Source organism: Actinophytocola sp. (assembly GCF_035762905.1).
GTDB lineage: Bacteria > Actinomycetota > Actinomycetes > Mycobacteriales > Pseudonocardiaceae > DASYTH01.
This window is the reverse complement of record NZ_DASUCC010000153.1, coordinates 1-15,937: the sequence shown is the minus strand read 5'-3', so window position 1 is coordinate 15,937 and position 15,937 is coordinate 1. Positions and strand designations below refer to the sequence as shown.

General features: G+C 71.2%; 15 protein-coding genes. 7 read left to right on the top strand and 8 right to left on the bottom strand.

All coding sequences use genetic code 11. The annotated features are described in order from the left end of the window. Positions 1-39 precede the first annotated feature (39 nt). The gene (locus VFV67_RS33450) at positions 40-783 is read left to right on the top strand and encodes a DUF2306 domain-containing protein (protein WP_326474717.1); all 744 of its coding nucleotides are present in this window, start codon (positions 40-42) and stop codon (positions 781-783) included. A gap of 41 nt (positions 784-824) precedes the next feature. Continuing rightward, positions 825-2,051: a cytochrome P450 gene (locus VFV67_RS33445; RefSeq protein ID WP_326474716.1), complete on the top strand. Its 1,227-nt coding sequence runs from the start codon at positions 825-827 to the stop codon at positions 2,049-2,051. 3 nt (positions 2,052-2,054) lie between these two features. On the opposite strand, the gene VFV67_RS33440 is transcribed toward VFV67_RS33445, so the two are convergent. Then, positions 2,055-2,426 (bottom strand): VOC family protein, encoded by a 372-nt coding sequence (locus VFV67_RS33440; RefSeq protein WP_326474715.1) that lies wholly within the window; start codon positions 2,424-2,426, stop codon positions 2,055-2,057. Positions 2,427-2,488: 62 nt separating this feature from the next. Next, positions 2,489-3,868 (bottom strand): aspartate aminotransferase family protein, encoded by a 1,380-nt coding sequence (locus VFV67_RS33435; RefSeq protein WP_326474714.1) that lies wholly within the window; start codon positions 3,866-3,868, stop codon positions 2,489-2,491. A 203-nt stretch (positions 3,869-4,071) separates the two neighbouring features. Between VFV67_RS33435 and VFV67_RS33430 the strand changes: the two genes are divergently transcribed. From VFV67_RS33430 to VFV67_RS33420, 3 genes are read left to right on the top strand one after another with little or no spacing between them, the layout of a single operon-like run. Continuing rightward, positions 4,072-5,640 carry a GMC family oxidoreductase gene (locus tag VFV67_RS33430; RefSeq protein ID WP_326474713.1) on the top strand — a complete coding sequence of 523 codons (1,569 nt, stop codon included), beginning with the start codon at positions 4,072-4,074 and terminating at the stop codon, positions 5,638-5,640. A 28-nt stretch (positions 5,641-5,668) separates the two neighbouring features. Next, positions 5,669-6,394 (top strand): DUF2306 domain-containing protein, encoded by a 726-nt coding sequence (locus VFV67_RS33425; RefSeq protein WP_326474712.1) that lies wholly within the window; start codon positions 5,669-5,671, stop codon positions 6,392-6,394. A gap of 30 nt (positions 6,395-6,424) precedes the next feature. Beyond that, the gene (locus VFV67_RS33420) at positions 6,425-7,834 is read left to right on the top strand and encodes an FAD-dependent oxidoreductase (protein WP_326474711.1); all 1,410 of its coding nucleotides are present in this window, start codon (positions 6,425-6,427) and stop codon (positions 7,832-7,834) included. A 61-nt stretch (positions 7,835-7,895) separates the two neighbouring features. On the opposite strand, the gene VFV67_RS33415 is transcribed toward VFV67_RS33420, so the two are convergent. The 3 genes from VFV67_RS33415 to VFV67_RS33405 form a co-directional block, all read right to left on the bottom strand. Then, positions 7,896-8,597 (bottom strand): phosphotransferase, encoded by a 702-nt coding sequence (locus VFV67_RS33415; RefSeq protein ID WP_326474710.1) that lies wholly within the window; start codon positions 8,595-8,597, stop codon positions 7,896-7,898. 137 nt (positions 8,598-8,734) lie between these two features. Then, positions 8,735-10,189 carry an MFS transporter gene (locus VFV67_RS33410; RefSeq protein WP_326474709.1) on the bottom strand — a complete coding sequence of 485 codons (1,455 nt, stop codon included), beginning with the start codon at positions 10,187-10,189 and terminating at the stop codon, positions 8,735-8,737. A gap of 65 nt (positions 10,190-10,254) precedes the next feature. Then, positions 10,255-11,046: a TIGR03084 family metal-binding protein gene (locus VFV67_RS33405; protein WP_326474708.1), complete on the bottom strand. Its 792-nt coding sequence runs from the start codon at positions 11,044-11,046 to the stop codon at positions 10,255-10,257. A gap of 150 nt (positions 11,047-11,196) precedes the next feature. Here VFV67_RS33405 and VFV67_RS33400 point away from each other — a divergent pair, with 150 nt between their 5' ends. Both VFV67_RS33400 and VFV67_RS33395 read left to right on the top strand, forming a co-directional pair. Then, positions 11,197-11,949 carry a class I SAM-dependent methyltransferase gene (locus tag VFV67_RS33400; RefSeq protein WP_326474707.1) on the top strand — a complete coding sequence of 251 codons (753 nt, stop codon included), beginning with the start codon at positions 11,197-11,199 and terminating at the stop codon, positions 11,947-11,949. A gap of 110 nt (positions 11,950-12,059) precedes the next feature. After that, positions 12,060-12,530 (top strand): UDP binding domain-containing protein, encoded by a 471-nt coding sequence (locus VFV67_RS33395; RefSeq protein ID WP_326474706.1) that lies wholly within the window; start codon positions 12,060-12,062, stop codon positions 12,528-12,530. A gap of 36 nt (positions 12,531-12,566) precedes the next feature. Here VFV67_RS33395 and VFV67_RS33390 read toward each other — a convergent pair whose 3' ends face one another. The 3 genes from VFV67_RS33390 to VFV67_RS33380 form a co-directional block, all read right to left on the bottom strand. After that, on the bottom strand, positions 12,567-14,108 hold the full coding sequence (locus VFV67_RS33390) for an acyl-CoA carboxylase subunit beta (protein ID WP_326474752.1): 1,542 nt from the start codon (positions 14,106-14,108) through the stop codon (positions 12,567-12,569). A 110-nt stretch (positions 14,109-14,218) separates the two neighbouring features. After that, positions 14,219-15,253 carry an NAD-dependent epimerase/dehydratase family protein gene (locus VFV67_RS33385; RefSeq protein WP_326474705.1) on the bottom strand — a complete coding sequence of 345 codons (1,035 nt, stop codon included), beginning with the start codon at positions 15,251-15,253 and terminating at the stop codon, positions 14,219-14,221. Between the two features lie 10 nt (positions 15,254-15,263). Next, entirely contained in the window at positions 15,264-15,779 is a 516-nt protein-coding gene (locus VFV67_RS33380; RefSeq protein ID WP_326474704.1) for a flavin reductase family protein, read from the bottom strand. Between the last annotated feature and the right edge of the window lie 158 nt (positions 15,780-15,937).

Sequence of the window (15,937 nt, the reverse complement as noted above, 5' to 3'; positions counted from 1 at the left end):
GTAAGAGCGGAAGATCTCATATGGGAGAGGGGATCAGCCGTGCCAAAGTCCAATGCGGTGATGGCCCGGCCGGACGAGGAGCTCACCGGGCGGCGATCATGGTGGACCCGCCCGGGAGTGGTCCTGGTCTGGGCCGTCGTGATCTGGTTCATCTGGTTCTCGGTGCCGCCGTACCTCACGCTGGACCCGGCCACGGTGCGGATCCCACGGCTGCGCACCGACATTCCCGCCCATTTCCCGCTGCTGGTCGCGCACATCTGGTTCGGAACGCTCACCCTGATCACGGTGTGCGTCCAGGTGGTTCCGGCGATCCGCCGGCACTTCCCGGCCGTGCACCGGTGGAGCGGGCGGGTGTACGTGTTCGCCGGGATGCTCCCGACCGCGCTGGCCGCGCTCGCGATCGTGCCGTTCTCGGCCGGGCCCGGCGGCAACGCCGTGGCCGCGATCCTGTGGCTGATCACCACGTTCGTCGGCTTCCGGGCCGCGCGGCGCCGCGACTGGGCCGGGCACCGGCGGTGGATGATCTACAGCTTCGCGCTCGCCCTGCAGATCGTGTGGGGCCGGGTGCTGCTGCTGACGCTGTCCCTGTTCCCGAGCTTCACCTTCGCCGATCCGAACAACGCCGCCATCGTTCTGGAGACGGCGACCTGGATCGGGTTCGTCATCAACCTGCTGGCCGCGCAGGTGTACCTGGAATGGTCCGCGAAACGCGCCGCGCGGGCCCCCGAGATCAGACCCGCCGGCATCGGGACGGCCGGCGAGCCGACCGTCCGGGCCGCCTGAAACCGCCCTGTACGAACACAATCCGAGTTCGGAGGCATCCGATGGAGGACCGCTGCCCCGTCACGCTGGACACCACCGGCCGGGACATCCACGCCGAAGCCGCCAGCCTGCGCAAGCAGGGGGCGGCCACCCCGGTTCTGCTGCCCGGCGGGGTACCCGCGTGGTCGATCAACAGTCACGCGGCCATCAAGGCCGTGCTCACCGATTCGCGGGTCACCAAGAGCGCCCGCAACCACTGGCCCGCGTTCATCAACGGTGAGATCCCGCCGGACTGGGAGATGATCAGCTGGATCGCCATGGACAACATGGTGACCGCGTACGGCAAGGACCACGTCCGGTTACGCCGGCTGGTCGGCAAGGCGTTCACCCCGCGGCGCACCGAGGCCATCCGGCCCCGGATCGTCGAGTTGACCGAGGAGCTGATGGCCGGTCTGGCCACCGCCGCTCCGGGTGAGGTGGTGGACCTGCGCGAGCGGTTCGCCTACCCGCTGCCCGCCCGGCTGGTGGCCGACCTGATCGGCATGTCCGAGGAGGCCAGGGTGTCCACCGCCAAGGTGATCGACATGATGGTGGACACCACGGTCACCCCCCAGCAGGCCCAGTCGGTCCTGATGGGCTGGCGCGGCGCCATGGCCGATCACATCGCCGCCAAACGCGCCAACCCGGGCGAGGACATCACCAGCGACCTGATCGCCGCCCGCGACGAGGACGGCTCCCGGCTCTCCGAGCAGGAGCTGACCGACACCATCTTCGCCATCCTCGGCGCCGGCTCCGAAACCACCATCAACTTCTTCGACAACGCCATCACCGCGCTGGTCTCCCACCCCGAGCAGCTAGAGGCGGTGCGTGCCGGACGGTCCAGTTGGGACGACGTGATCGACGAGGTGCTCCGCATGGAGTCCCCGCTGGTCCAGCTTCCGCTCCGGTACGCCGTCGAGGACGTCACCCTGGACGGCGTCACCATCCCCAAGGGCGACGCCATCCTGGTCAACTACGCGGCGGTCGGCCGGGACCCCGCCCTGCACGGCGACAGCGCCGACGTCTTCGACATCCACCGGGCGGACAAGACCCACCTCACCTTCGGCCACGGCCCGCACTTCTGCCTCGGCGCCGGCATCGCCCGCCTGGTCGCCAACATCGGCCTGTCCACCCTGTTCGCCCGCTACCCCAACCTCGCCCTGGCCGTCCCCAAGGACGAACTGCTCCCGCTGCCCACCTTCATCATGAACGGCCACCAGACCCTGCCGGTCCGCCTCACTCCCGCCTGACCCTCACTCCCGCAACACGGCGAGGACATTGCCCGCCGGATCCTTGAACCACGCGATCCGCAGCTCCCCGCTGACATGGATCCCGCGTTCGTCGGTCCGCAGACCCGGCAGGTCGTATTGTTCGAACACCACGCCGGCCTCCCGCAGGCCGGCGACGGTGTGCTCCACGTCGTCCACCGGAAAATTGAGCACGGTGTAATCGGCCGGCGTGTGGTTCTCCCGCGGGTAAAGCTCGATCCTGGCCGCCCCCGCCCGCACCCACAACGATTCACCCTGCTCGGTGACATCCAGCCCCAGAACGGTTCCGTAGAACCGTCGCGCGGCCGCGAGATCGTTCACGGCAATGGCGCTGTACGCCGGACTGTCTTTCAGCATGACCCCGAGCCTAGCGGCGGGGGCGGTGCCCTTGGCACCGCCCCCGCCGTCAGGATCCGGGTTCAGCGCGGAGCCAGGTTGCCCTGTCCGTCCAACCGGGACAGTACGTTCACGATCGCCGTTGTGGCGCGCCGGGCCTGGTCCTCGTCGAGGACCAGCGGCGGAGCGAGCAGCAGCGAGCTGCCCTCGTTGCGCACGATGACGCCGTCCACCGTGCGCAGGTCGTCAGCGATGATCTCGGTGACCACCGGGTCCAGCCAGGCGCGGGACTCCTGGTCGGACACCAGCTCGATCGCGCCGAGCGCGCCTGCGATGCGGACCTGGCCGACCACCGGCAGCTCGGTGACGGGTGCGAGGCCTTCGGCGAACCACCGCCCGATCGCGTGCGCGCGGTCCAGCAGGCCCTCCTTCTCGATCAGATCGAGATTGGCCATCGCCACCGCGGTCGCCACCGGGTGGCCGAACCAGGTGTAGCCGTGGAAGAAGCCGTGGTCGCCGGGCAGCTCGTCGCCGATCTCCGGGCGCATCAGCACCGCGCCGAGTGGCTGGTAGCCGCTGGTGAGACCCTTGGCCGTGATGACGATGTCCGGCCGCATGCCCTGGGGCACCGACTCGAACCAGTTGCCGGTGCGGCCGAACCCGGTGACCACCTCGTCGGCGATCATCAGGATGCCGTTGCGGTCGAGCACCTCGCGAATCCGCGGCCAGTAGTCCTCCGGTGGGATGATCGTTCCGCCGGCGCCGATGATCGGCTCGCCGATCATGGCCGCGATCCGGTCGGCGCCGATCCGCTCGATGGTCTGCTCCAGCTCACGCACCAGGAAGTCGGTGCAGTCCTCGCCGCCGTAGAACTCCGTGCGGTACGGGTAGGGCGGGCTGAGGTGCTCGACGTGTGGCAGCGTCGGCCCGACGCCCACGTGGAAGAAGTCGAACCCGGTGATCGAGCCGGCGCCGAGCGTCGAGCCGTGGTAACCGATCTTGCGGGACAGGATCCAGGTGCGCCCGGGCTCGCCGCGCCGGTTGTGGTACAGCCGGGCGATCTTCACCGCGGTGTCCACGCCCTCCGAGCCGCCGCTGGTGTAGAACACCTTGCCGATGCCCTCGGGGGCCAGCTCGACCAGCCGTTCGGCCAGCCGGATCGATCGGTCGTTGGAGAACTCGCGCAGCGAGGTGAAGTACTCCAGCTCGGCCATCTGCGCGGCGGCCACCTCGCCGAGCTCCGGCCGGCCGTGCCCGACCTGACCGAGGAACAGCCCGCCGCCGGCCACGTCGAGCAGCTCGTTGCCGTGCGCGTCCCAGAGCAGGCATCCCCGGCCGCGCACGATCACGCAGCGGTTCTTGCGCTCCCAACGGTTGTACGGATGGATCAGGTATCGCCGGTCCATTTCTTCCAGTTCCGACGCGGACGGCGAGAACGTCGGCAACGAGGGGGAGATCGACACGAGTCTTTCCTATCGTGAGTGCGACGCTGTGGATCAGGTCAAACCGTAACGACGGGTCAGACCGGTCATGTTCTCCGCGCGTGCGCAATTCGACCGGCGGCCGGGGCACGCGACGGTGTTCCGCATTTCTGAAGATGGTGTGTCACGGCACCGGATCCATCCTTTGTGAGGAGCCGAGGAGGTCCCGGAAAAAGGAGAAACGGATGTACGACTACGTGATCGTCGGCGCCGGCTCGGCCGGATGCGTGCTGGCCGCCCGGCTGAGCGAGGATCCGGACGTCACGGTCTGCCTGCTCGAGGCCGGCCCGGCGGACACCTCGGACAACATCCACATTCCCGCCGCGTTCGCCAAGCTGTTCCGCAGCCAGGTCGACTGGGACTACGACACCCACGACGAGCCGGCCTGTGACGGGCGCCGGATCTACCTGCCGCGCGGGCGGGTGCTCGGCGGGTCCAGCTCGATGAATGCCATGGTCTACACCCGGGGCAACCGGCTCGACTACGACGAGTGGAACGTGCCGGGCTGGCGCTACGACGAGCTGCTGCCGTACTTCAAGCGGGCCGAGGACAACGAGCGGGGGGCATCCGAGTTCCACGGCACCGGCGGCCCGCTCGCGGTGTCCGACGGGCGGTCCAACAACCCGATGTCCGGCGCCTTCGTCGAAGCCGCCGTCCAGGCCGGCTACCAGAGCAACGACGACTTCAACGGTGCGCACCAGGACGGGTTCGGCTTCTACCAGGTGACCATGAAGGACGGCAGGCGGTGCAGCACGGCGACCGGCTACCTGCACCCCGCGACGGCCCGGCCGAACCTCACCGTGGTGACGAACGTGCTGGCGCACAAGGTGGTCATCGAGAACGGTCGGGCCACCGCGGTGGCCGCCGAGCGGTTCGGCGAGGTGACCGAGTTCCGGGCCGCGCGCGAGGTGATCCTGGCCGCAGGCGCGTACAACTCCCCGCAGCTGCTGATGCTCTCCGGTGTCGGACCGGCCCAGCTGCTCGGTGCGCTTGGCATCGATGTGGTGCTGGACGCTCCGATGGTGGGCCAGAACCTGCAGGACCACCCGCAGGTCCCGCTGGTGTTCACGCACGACGAGCCGATCAGCCTGCTGGTCGGGGGCGAGCCGCACAACGTGCAGCAGTACATGACGAGCGGCACCGGTCCGCTTGCCTCCAACGGTCCCGAGGCGGGCGGCTTCGTCCGGTCCACTTCGGACCTCGCCGCGCCGGACCTGCAGTACCACGCCGCTCCGGTGATGTTCGCCGACGGCGGGCTCGGTTTCCCGACCGCGCACGCGATCTCCTACGCGGGCTGCGTGCTGCGCCCGGCCAGCCGCGGCATGGTCATGATCGCCTCGGCGGACCCGACCACCCGGCCGCAGATCCGGCACAACTTCTACACCGAGGACTCCGACATGGAGTTGCAGATCACCGGGCTGCGCATCGGTCTGGAGATCGCCCGGCAGAACGCGCTGCGGCCCTACACCGGCACGCTGGCCAACGCGCCGGCCTCCGACTCCGACGCCGACCTGCGCGCCTACATCCGGCGCTGGACGCAGACCGAGTACCAGCCGTCCGGCACCTGCGCGATCGGCAGCGTCGTCGACGCGGACCTCAACGTGCTCGGCATCGAGGGCCTGCGCGTTGTCGACGCCTCCGTGCTGCCCACCCTGGTGCGCGGCAACATGAACGCGCCGACGATCGCGGTCGCCGAGAAGGCGGCCGACGTGATCCGCGGCGTCGCGGCCCTGCCCTCCGCGGCCGCCGCGTGACCCGGTGTCCCGTGAGGAGGGAATGATCGTGACCCAGATCGGTCAAACCGGAGAGTTACGGCGGAGTGCTCCGGCCCGCCCGTGGTGGCGGCGCCCGTGGATGGTGCCGCTCGGCATCATCGTGATCGCGTTTCTCGCGTTCTCGCTGCCGCCCTATCTGAGCCTGCAACCCGCTCAGTCCCGGGTCCAGCTCGAGGCGAACTACCCGTTCCACTACCTGTTCGTGCTCGGCCACGTGTTCTTCGGCACGGTCGCGATTCTGACCGCGTGCCTGCAGGTCTGGCCGTGGCTGCGCCGGAAGTACCCGGTGGTGCACCGGTACAGCGGCCGGGTGTTCGTGTTCGGCGGAATGCTGCCCTCGGTGATCTGCGCGGTCGCGCTCACCCCGGTCTCGGCCGGCCCGTTCGGCAACGCGGTCGCGGCGATCCTGTGGGGTGCCACGACATTCGTCGGATACCGGATGGCCCGGCAGCGCCGGTGGGCCGAACACCGCCGGTTCATGATCTACTCCTTCGCCATCACGCTGCAGGTGATCTGGGCCAGGGTGCTGTTCCTGGGCGCACCGCTGGTCACCACGATCGACCTGAACGATCTGCAGCTGCTCCTGGAGGCGGCCACCTGGATGGGCTTCGTGATCAACCTCGTGCTCGCGCAGCTCTGGCTGGACCACACGGCCAGGCGCAGGCGCGCCGCCCGTGCGGCCCGGCCCGCACAACGGCAACAGCGGCCGCCGGCCCAACCGGCCGCCGCCTGATCTGACCATTCCCATGCAAGGAGGTGACCGATGAGCAGCACCGGAACTCGCGCGGTGGTGCTTGGCGGGAGCATTGCCGGACTGTTCGCGGCGAAGGTGCTCTCGGAGGCCTACGACGAGGTGCTCGTCGTCGACCGCGACGTGTTGCTCGGCGCGGACGGGCCGCGGCGCAGCTGCCCGCAGGGTAAGCACATCAACGGCCTGCTGGCCCGCGGCCAGAAGGCGATGGAGGAGCTCTACCCCGGGATCACCGAGGAGCTGTTCGCCGACGGCGTGCCCACCGGCGACCTGGCCGGCGACGTGCGCTGGTACTTCAACGGCCGGCGGCTCAAGCCGCAGAGCGCCGAGCTGGTCTGCGTCGCGGCCAGCCGGCCGATGCTGGAGAAGCACATCCGCAACCGGACCAACGCGGTGGAGAACATCACCTTCCAGCAGGAGACCGACATCCTCGGTCTGGAGACCACTCCGGACCGGCGCCGGGTGACCGGGATCCGCGTGCAGGGCAAGGCGGACACCGCCGAGCGGGTGATCTCGGCCGACCTGGTGGTGGATGCCACCGGCCGCGGCTCGCGCACCCCGATCTGGCTGGAGGACCTCGGGTATCCGCGGGTCGAGGAGGAGCGCAAGAAGATCGGCCTTGGCTACGTCACCCAGCACTACCGGCTGACCAAGGACCCGTACCACGGCGACCTCTCGATCAACCCGGCCGCCTCGCCCGAGGTGCCGCGCGGCGCGATCTTCACCAAGACCGACGGCGACCGGGTCGAGCTGACCGTGTACGGCCTGCTCGGCGACCACCCGCCGACCGACCAGGCCGGCTTCTACGAGTTCGTGAAGTCGCTGGCGATTCCGGACATCCACCTGGCGCTGCAGCATGCCGAGCCGTTGGACGAGCCGGTGGCGTTCCGGTTCCCGACAACGCTTCGGCGGCACTACGAGACGATGAGCCGGTTCCCGGACGGCCTGCTGGTCACCGGCGACGCGGTGTGCTGCTTCAACCCGATCTACGCGCAGGGGATGAGCGTCGCGGCGCTCGGCGCACTGACCATCCGGGCGCACCTGCACACCGGGGCGACACCGCAGCCGTTGCAGTACTTCCGTGACCTGGCAACGGATGCCATCGACGCCACCTGGGAGATGACCAACACGGTCGACCTCAGCTTCAAGGGGGTCGAGGGCAACCGCACGCTGAAGGTCCGGATGGGCCAGAAGTACCTGAAGCTGGTGCAGACCGCAGCCACCCGCGACGGGGCGGTCACCGCCGCCTACATGCGGGCCGCGGGTCTGGTCGAGTCGCCCGAGTCGCTGATGCGGCCGAGCATGGTTCTGCGCGTGCTGCGCAACGCGGTCCGCGGGCCGGCGGCCAACCCGCCGCTGCTCGAGCCCGCGCCCCGGGAGACGCCGAAGACCACCAGGAACACGCGCCGCAAGGCAGCGTGATCGCAAGGAAACAGGGAAAGGGTGGCGCGCCCCCGGCGCCACCCTTTCCCTGTGCGGTTTCCTATGCGGCCAGCCAGGCACGCAGGTGGGCCTGGGCACCGGGCTCGGCGGCCGGGAAGCGCACCGCCATCACCAGCCGCCAGCAGACGGCGAACAGCTCGCGCAGCCGGGCGCAGACCGCGACGCCGGCGGGCAGTGCTTCCGGGTAGGTGTCGAGCAGCGCGGGCGAGACGCCGTTCGGCGTGTCGGCGAAAGAGGCGAGATCCCAGGCCAGCGGGCCGCGCCAGGTGTCCTCGAAGTCGATCCACACCGGACCGTCCGACGTGGCCAGCACGTTTCCGGTGTGCGGGTCGCCGTGCAGCGGCTGGGTGGGCAGCTCGGCCACCGCCGCCCGGAGGCGGATGGCGGCCGCACGCAACCGGTGCAGGCCGGCGGCGTGCACCGATCCGCGCCGCTCCAACAGGTCCAGCGAGCGGGCGATGTCGCCGAGCGGGCCGTCGGCCGGCAGCTCGCCGGGATAACCGCGCAGCGCCGTATGCATCGCGGACAGCGACCGGGCAACCTCGGCGGTGTCCGGCACCGCGCCCGGATCGTGCGGGACGTACCGCCAGAAGGTGAGGGCCAGTTCGCCGTGCCGGTGCGGCCCGGCCGGCGGGTCGGTACACGGCAGGGCCACCGGGATTCCCCGGGCGGCCAGGTAGCGGGCCAGGTCGACGTCCCGGGCCAGCCAGGCGGCCACCCCGGGCCGGATCAGTGCGCTCACCGTGGCCACCCGGGCCACCACCGGCGCCGGCCGCAGGTGGACCAGAACGTTGCTGCCGTCGGAAAGGACCGCCGGGTCGGTGACCCGGACCCCGAACGTGCGCGCGACGCCGACGGCGGCCGCGATGGCCAGGTCGGCTATTTCGCCACCCCGCTCGGTTGCCGGCGGGGCTGGCGCAGCAGGGTGAGCGCGACGGCCACGCCGATGACCGCGAGGATGACACAGGCAAGGAAGCCCGCCCGGAAGCCGTCGGTGAGCGCCTCCGGCCCGTCGGCGCCGGCCACGCTGGCCACCACGACGGTGGAGCACACGGCCACCCCGATCGCGCCGCCGATCTGGAACGCGGCGGTGTTGATCGCCGACGCCAGGCCGGACTCCTGCTCCGGAACCCCGGTCAGCGCGGCGATGGAGACCGCGACGTAGCAGGCGCCGAGCCCCGGACCGAAGACCAGCAGCCCGAAGAAGATGTCGCCGAAGTAGCTGCCGTCCGCCGAGACCCGGCTGAGCAGCAGGCAGCCGACCGCGCCGAGGGCCAGGCCCACCGCGGCGACCATCCGGAAGCCGGTCCTGGTGACGATCGCCTGGCCGGCGAACGAACCGACCACGGCCATCACGGTCATGATGACCGTGCTCAGCCCGAACACGATCGCGGAGTAGCCGAGCACCTGCTGGGCGTAGAGCGAGACCACGAACGGCATGCCGAAGGCGATCGTGCCGAGCAGCACCATCGCGACGTTGCCGCCGACCAGCGCGCGGGACCGGAAGATGCGCAGCGGCACCAGCGGCGCGGCCGACCGTTCCTCGATCCGCAGGAAGATGTCGACCAGGATGGCGCCGGCCACGAGCAGGCCGAGGGTCGGCAGGCTGATCCAGCCCACCTGCGGCGCCTGGACGAGCGCGTAGACGAACAGGACGGCGGCGAGGGTGATCGTGGCCGCACCGGCCAGGTCGAACGAGCGGGTCCGCGCGGTGGCCCGGCTTTCCCGCAGCAGCACCGGGCTGAGCACCAGCAGGCCGATCGCCACCGGGATGTTGATGAAGAAGATCCACTCCCAGCCGAGCCAGTCGGTGATCGGGCCGCCGACCAGCAGCGCCGCGGTGGCGCCGATGCCGCCGATGCCGGACCAGATGCCCAGCGCCCGGTTGCGTTCGGCGTCGACGTCGAAGGTGGTCAGCACGATCGACAGCGCGGTCGGGGCCATGATCGCCGCGGAGACACCCTGCACGGCCCGGGCGGCGATCAGCACACCGGACGTCCAGGCCAGGCCGCAGACCAGCGAGGCGACCAGGAACAGCGCGGTGCCGATCATGAACATCCGGCGGCGGCCGAGCAGGTCGGCCGAGCGGCCGCCGAGCAGCAGCAGGCCGCCGAAGGTGAGCAGGTAGGCGCTGAGCACCCACTGCGCGGCGCCCGGGGCGAACGCGAGCTCCGCCTCGATCGACGGCAGCGCCAGGATGACGATCTGCGCGTCCAGGATCACCATGAAGCTGGCGGTGCAGAGCAGCGCGAGGGCCTTCCACCGGCGCGGGTCGGGTGGCGACGCACCAGCCGCGCCGGAGGATGCCTCGGTTCCCACGTTCAGTTCGGACATGATCCTCTCCTGGTTGTGCGGTCGACCGTGACAGGAGAGGCGCCGCGGCGCATCTTCCAGAGTGCTCAGTCGAACTGGCCGGGTGTGCGGCCCGGACCGGCCGGACCGCGGTAGGCCTGGGCGATGTCCAGCCAGGCGTCGGCCACCGATCCGGTGGCCACGACGGCGAGGTCGGCACGGTGCCGGCGCCGGGTGACCAGCAGGCAGAAGTCCTCGGCCGGGCCGGCGATCCGCTCGGTGGCGTCCTGCGGACCGAATGTCCACACGCGACCGGACGGTGCGGTGATCTCGAACCGGAACTCGACGTCCGGGGTGGGCAGGCCGCGGGCGATGTAGCCGAAGTCCCAGACCCGCACCGCGAATCCGACCAGATGGCCGATCCGGTCGGTGCGCACCGGCGTGACGCCGAGCGCGTCGGCGATGTCCTGGCCGTGCGCGAACAGCTCCATCATCCCGGCGCAGGCCAGCACGCCCGGCGGCAGCGGCCGGACCAGCCACGGCACCAGGTCGGTGGGCGGCACCGCGGCCAGCGCCTTGATCGCGGCGGTCCGGTCGGCGCGCCACCGGTTCAGCAGCACCTCGTCCGGATCCCCGACGTAGTCGGCCATCGCGGCCACCACGTTGGCGTCGAAGTCGTCGGACAGCCGGCTGGCCAGCGCCCCGAACGCGGCCGGGTCGGCGGCCGCCAGCCCGGCCAGCCGGAACGTCGCGGCCAGGTGTGCGATCTGATGCTTCACCGTCCAGCCGGGAGCCGGCGTCGGGGTGGCCCAGCCCCGCTCGTCCAGGTCGACGACGAGCCGGTCGACCTGCTCGCCCTCCGCGGTCAGGTCGGCGATCACATCCGGTTGCTGTGTCACGTCTTTCTCCCGGCTTCGGCTCCGCGGACAGGTTTGTCTCCCAGCATGTCCGGCACCCGAACCGGTTGTCCTCTCCCAGGATGCGGGCCGCGCGGCGAGCTGAGCAATGCCGAAGATGCCCGGCGACCGGCGACCCGCCAGGGTGGTGAGATGACCGAGGTGCAGGACCGGCCCGCGAGTGCGGTCGACGACCGGGCGCTCAGCGAGCTGCACGACCTGTTCCACGCCGGACGGGGACAGGACTTCGCCACCGACGCCGCGGTGCTCTCCGAGGTGGTGCTGGCCAGGTATCCGCGGGCGACCTCGCTGCTCGACGTCGGCTGCGGCACCGGCGAGCACCTGCGCGCGCTGGCCCGGTTCTTCCACGAGGTGGTGGGGCTGGAGCCGGTCCCGGCGATGTGCGACGTCGCAAGGGCGAAGCTGCCCGGTGTCCAGATCCACCACGGTGACCCGCGAACCTTCGACCTCGGCCGGACCTTCGACGCGATCTGTTGCCTGGCCGGCACCATCGGCCAAATGTCCACAATAGACGAACTGGTCGGCGTACTGCGCACGATGGCATGGCACCTGGAACCCGGCGGCGTGCTGGCGATCGACCCGTACTGGTCGCCGGAGAACCATCCGGACGGCCAGGTGGCGCACCACGCCGTGCGCGACCGCGACCGCACGGTGGTGCGGTTGTCCCGGTCCACCCGTCGCGGCGACGCGGTCCGGCACGATGCGCACTACCTGGTGGCCGACCGGACCGGGATCCGCCATCTCACCCATACCCAACCGCTGACCCTGTTCACCCGGTCCGAGTACCTGTCCGCGCTCGAGGCCGCGGATTGCACGGCGGAGCAACTGCCCGCCGCCGGCGGGTTCGCCGCACGCGGCCTGATCGTCGGGATCCGCCGGCACTGACGGTGGGTCGACGGTCGTGTTGCCCGGAGATCTCCGCACTCCAGAAGATGCGGCGCGGCCCACCCGGGTGCGACCGTGGTCATGACCGCCCCGCACGGTGGGAGCCGCGCATGCCCTTTCTTCCCGATCATGCCGTGGACCTGATCACCGGCGAGCTGGCCCGGTTCGGCAAACCCGCCGGCCAGGCCAAGATCGCCGTACTCGGTCTGACCACCCCCGACGGCGCCGACGTGCCGCACACCGCCCCGGCCCGGCCGGTGGTCGCCGCGCTGCGCAAGACCGGCGCCGAGGTCAGCATCTACGACCCGGTCGCCGACCCCGCCGATATCGTCGAGACCTTCGGCCAGCAGCCCGCCGGCTCCCTCCTGCACGCCATCGCCGGCGCCGACTGCATCGCGATCCTGGCCAACCACAAGGAGTTCCACGCCATCGACTTCCCCGCCCTGCGCGAGATGGTCGCGGTCTGCTGCGTCGTCGTCGACGGCCGCGCCGCCTACCCCCAGGAAACCATCGACCGCCTGCACCGCAGCGGCTACACCTACCGGGCCATCGACAACGCCGCGGAGCCGTCCCGGCCCTAGACCCGGCCGTGGTGTTCGATTCCCGCCGGCTGGCACCTACAACGGCGCGTTGCCGTGCTTGCGCTGCGGGCCGAGCTTTCGCTTGTTGCGCAGCATGGCGAGCGCGCCGGCCAGGACCGCCCTGGTCTGCACCGGGTCGATCACGTCGTCGACCAGCCCGCGCTCGGCCGCGTAGTGCGGGTGCATGAGCTGCGCGGTGTACTCGGTGACCAGCTCGGTGCGCAGCTGCGCCGGGTCGGACGAGCGGGCGAGATCCTTGCGGTACAGGATGTTCACCGCTCCCTCGGCACCCATCACGGCGATTTCGTTGGTGGGCCAGGCAACCGAGAGATCGGTGCCGACCGACCGCGAGTCCATCACGATGTAGGCGCCGCCGTACGCCTTGCGCACGATCACCTGCACCCGGGGCACGGTCGCCTCGCAGTAGGCGTAGAGCAGCTTCGCGCCGTGCCGGATCGCGCCGCCGTACTCCTGCTCGGTGCCCGGCAGGAACCCCGGCACGTCCACCAGCGTCACCAGCGGAATGCCGAACGCGTCGCAGAACCGCACGAACCGGGCCGCCTTCTGCGCGGCCGCGATGTCCAGCACCCCGGCGTAGACCAGCGGCTGGTTGCCGACCACGCCGACCACCCAGCCGTCCAGCCGGCCGAGCGCGCAGATCACGTTGCCCGCCCAGTTCTCGTGCACCTCGAGGAACTCGCCGTCGTCGAGCAGTTCGCCGATCACCGCGCGCATGTCGTAGGGCTTGTTCGGCTCGGCCGGCACGATCTCGGCCAGCAGCGGCCGCGGGTCGCCGGCCGCGTCCCGGCCCGGACCGTGCGGCGGCGGCTCAAGGTTGTTGGAGGGCAACAGGGACACCAGGTAGCGCACGTCCTCCATGCAGGCCACGACGTCGTCGTGCACGAACGAGGCCACCCCGGACCGGGTGCCGTGCACGTCCGCGCCGCCCAACTCCGCGTGACTGACCCGTTCGCCGGTGACCGCGGCCACCACGTCCGGACCGGTCAGGTACATCTGCGAGATGTCCCGCACCATGAAGGTGAAGTCGGTCAGCGCGGGGGAGTAGGCGGCACCGCCCGCGCACGGCCCGAGCACGATGCTGATCTGGGGGATGACCCCGGACGCCTCGACGTGCCGCCGGAAGATGCCGCCGTAACCGTCGAGGGCCATCACACCCTCCTGGATCCGCGCGCCACCGCTGTCGTTCAGCCCGATCAGCGGCGCCCCGTTGGCGATCGCCAGGTCCATCACCTTGTGGATCTTGGATGCGTGCGCCACGCCGAGCGAGCCGCCGAAGATGGTGAAGTCCTGGGCGTAGACGAACACCCGGCGGCCGGCGACGGTGCCCGACCCGGCGACCACCCCGTCGGTGTGCGGCCGGTTCGCGCCGATCTTGCTGTCGTGCGCCTGGTGCCGCACGTACATGTCGATCTCGATGAACGAGCCCTCGTCGAGCAGCAGATCCAGCCGCTCGCGCGCGGTCCGCTTGCCGAGCGCGTGCTGCCGGGCGATCGCGTCCGGCGTCCCGGCGGCGATCTTGTCCCGCATCCCGGCGCGCTGCTCGCGCAGCCGTGGCATGGAGCGCGGCGGTTGGTCCGGCGGCGGGTCGGCCGGGCGAGGGTTGACCGGGGAGAGGTGACGGCCCTTGGCCTTCTCCTCCGGTGGCGGGGGAACCGGTGCGGCGGAAGTCATGGGGCCGGCACCAGTTCCTCGACGGCGCCGGCCGCCCGGGCCGACACGTGCCCCGCCCGGCACAGCCAGCGCACCGTGTCCCGCATCGTCTCCTCGACCGGGCGGGCCGGGACGCCCGCGGTCGGCGCGGCACCGGCCACCCGGGTCGCGCAGGCGCAGGTGTAGATCGCGCCGTACTCCGCCGGGATGTGCCACGGCCATACCCGCTGCGCCAGGTTGGCCAGCAGCCCGACCGGAAGCATGGCCCGGGCCGGCAGAAACACCGCCGGCAGGCTCCGCCCGGTGACCCGGCGCAGGGTGCGCACGAACGCGCGGGTGGACACGTAGTGCCCGGGCCCGAAGTACCGCAGCGGCTCGGCCACCGCACCGGTGAGCAGCCGGGCGTGCAACTCCGCGGTGTCCCGCACGTCGCCGAGCGGAAACCCGCCGAGCGGCCAGATCGGGGTGAGCCCACGCAGCACGTCGCGCACCCGGGACACCTGGTCACCGAGCCTCGGGTCGTGCGGGCCGAGCAGGGCCGGCGGGTAGCTGATCACGACCGGCGCGCCGTCGGCGGCGTGCGCCCTTGCGATCCGGTCGGCGGCGGCCTTGCTGGCCAGGTACGTCTCCCGGGTGCGCCCGACCGGGCTGTCCGGCCCGATCACCCGGCCCCGGGCCGGAAACAGTGCACCCACGCTGGACACGTGCACGATCCGGCCGGCACCGGCCCGGCGGGCGGCGGCGAGCACCAACTCGGTGCCCCGCTCGTTGGTCCGCCGGATCCGGGCGTGCTGCCGCCGGTCGAACGAGTAGACCGACGCCGCGTGCAGCACCGCGTCGGCCCCGCGCACCGCCGCGACCACGCCGGCCTCGTCCAGCACGTCGCCGCCGGCGATGTCCACCGCACCGGGATCGACGTCCAGCGGGGTCAGCGCGGCGTCCACAGTGGACTCGTCGCGGACCAGCAGCCGGACCCGGTGCCCGGCCCGGGTCAGCGCGGCGACCGTGTGGGCGCCGACGAACCCGGTGCCGCCGGTGATGGTCACCAGCATGGGACCTCCCTCACGCGCTCTTCGCGGGCGGTAGCAGGTGGTGGAAGCCGCCGGCGTAGAACAGCAACGCCTGCCGGTCCGGGCCGCGGCTCGCGCTCAGCACCCGGCCGAGGAAGATCGAGTGATCGCCGCCCGGATACAGCTCGGCGAGCTCGCATTCCAGCCAGGCCAACGCTCCGTTGAGCAGCGGTGCCCCGGTGTGCGGCCCGAACTCGCAGTCGATCGCGTCGAACTGGGCCAGCCCGATGGGCCGCTGCTTGTTCGCGAAGTACCGCGCGGTCATCTGCTGGTCGGCGGCCAGCATGGACACCCCGAAGCCGCCGGCCCGCCGGATCGACTCGTGGATCCGTGCCGAGTGCGCCACACAGGCCAGCACCAGCGGCGGTTCCAGGGACACCGAGGTGAACGCGTTCGCGGTCATCCCGTGGCCGTGCTCGCCACCGGCGGTCAACACCGTGACGCCGGTGGCGAACCGGGACATCACGTCCCGCAGCGAGCTTTCGGCCATCCAGTGCGTCTGGCCCATCGAGCAACGCCTCCTATGCCGCGTCGGCGAACGTCTTGCCCGGCCGGCCGTCCGAGTAGGGCTCAAGCGCGCTGCGCAGCTCGGCCGGCACCCGGGACGGCACGGTCGCCGTGTTCGGCCCGCGCATGCACGCGATCCGCTGCACCCCCCGGGCCACC

Excerpts from the sequence above, each read along its gene's own strand:
- VFV67_RS33420 (WP_326474711.1), top strand. The coding sequence starts at position 6,425 with ATGAGCAGCACCGGAACTCGCGCGGTGGTGCTTGGCGGGAGCATTGCC.
- VFV67_RS33390 (WP_326474752.1), bottom strand. The coding sequence starts at position 14,108 with ATGCCACGGCTGCGCGAGCAGCGCGCCGGGATGCGGGACAAGATCGCC.
- VFV67_RS33445 (WP_326474716.1), top strand. The coding sequence starts at position 825 with ATGGAGGACCGCTGCCCCGTCACGCTGGACACCACCGGCCGGGACATC.
- VFV67_RS33385 (WP_326474705.1), bottom strand. The coding sequence starts at position 15,253 with ATGCTGGTGACCATCACCGGCGGCACCGGGTTCGTCGGCGCCCACACG.
- VFV67_RS33395 (WP_326474706.1), top strand. The coding sequence starts at position 12,060 with ATGCCCTTTCTTCCCGATCATGCCGTGGACCTGATCACCGGCGAGCTG.
- VFV67_RS33410 (WP_326474709.1), bottom strand. The coding sequence starts at position 10,189 with ATGTCCGAACTGAACGTGGGAACCGAGGCATCCTCCGGCGCGGCTGGT.
- VFV67_RS33400 (WP_326474707.1), top strand. The coding sequence starts at position 11,197 with ATGACCGAGGTGCAGGACCGGCCCGCGAGTGCGGTCGACGACCGGGCG.
- VFV67_RS33430 (WP_326474713.1), top strand. The coding sequence starts at position 4,072 with ATGTACGACTACGTGATCGTCGGCGCCGGCTCGGCCGGATGCGTGCTG.
- VFV67_RS33440 (WP_326474715.1), bottom strand. The coding sequence starts at position 2,426 with ATGCTGAAAGACAGTCCGGCGTACAGCGCCATTGCCGTGAACGATCTC.
- VFV67_RS33380 (WP_326474704.1), bottom strand. The coding sequence starts at position 15,779 with ATGGGCCAGACGCACTGGATGGCCGAAAGCTCGCTGCGGGACGTGATG.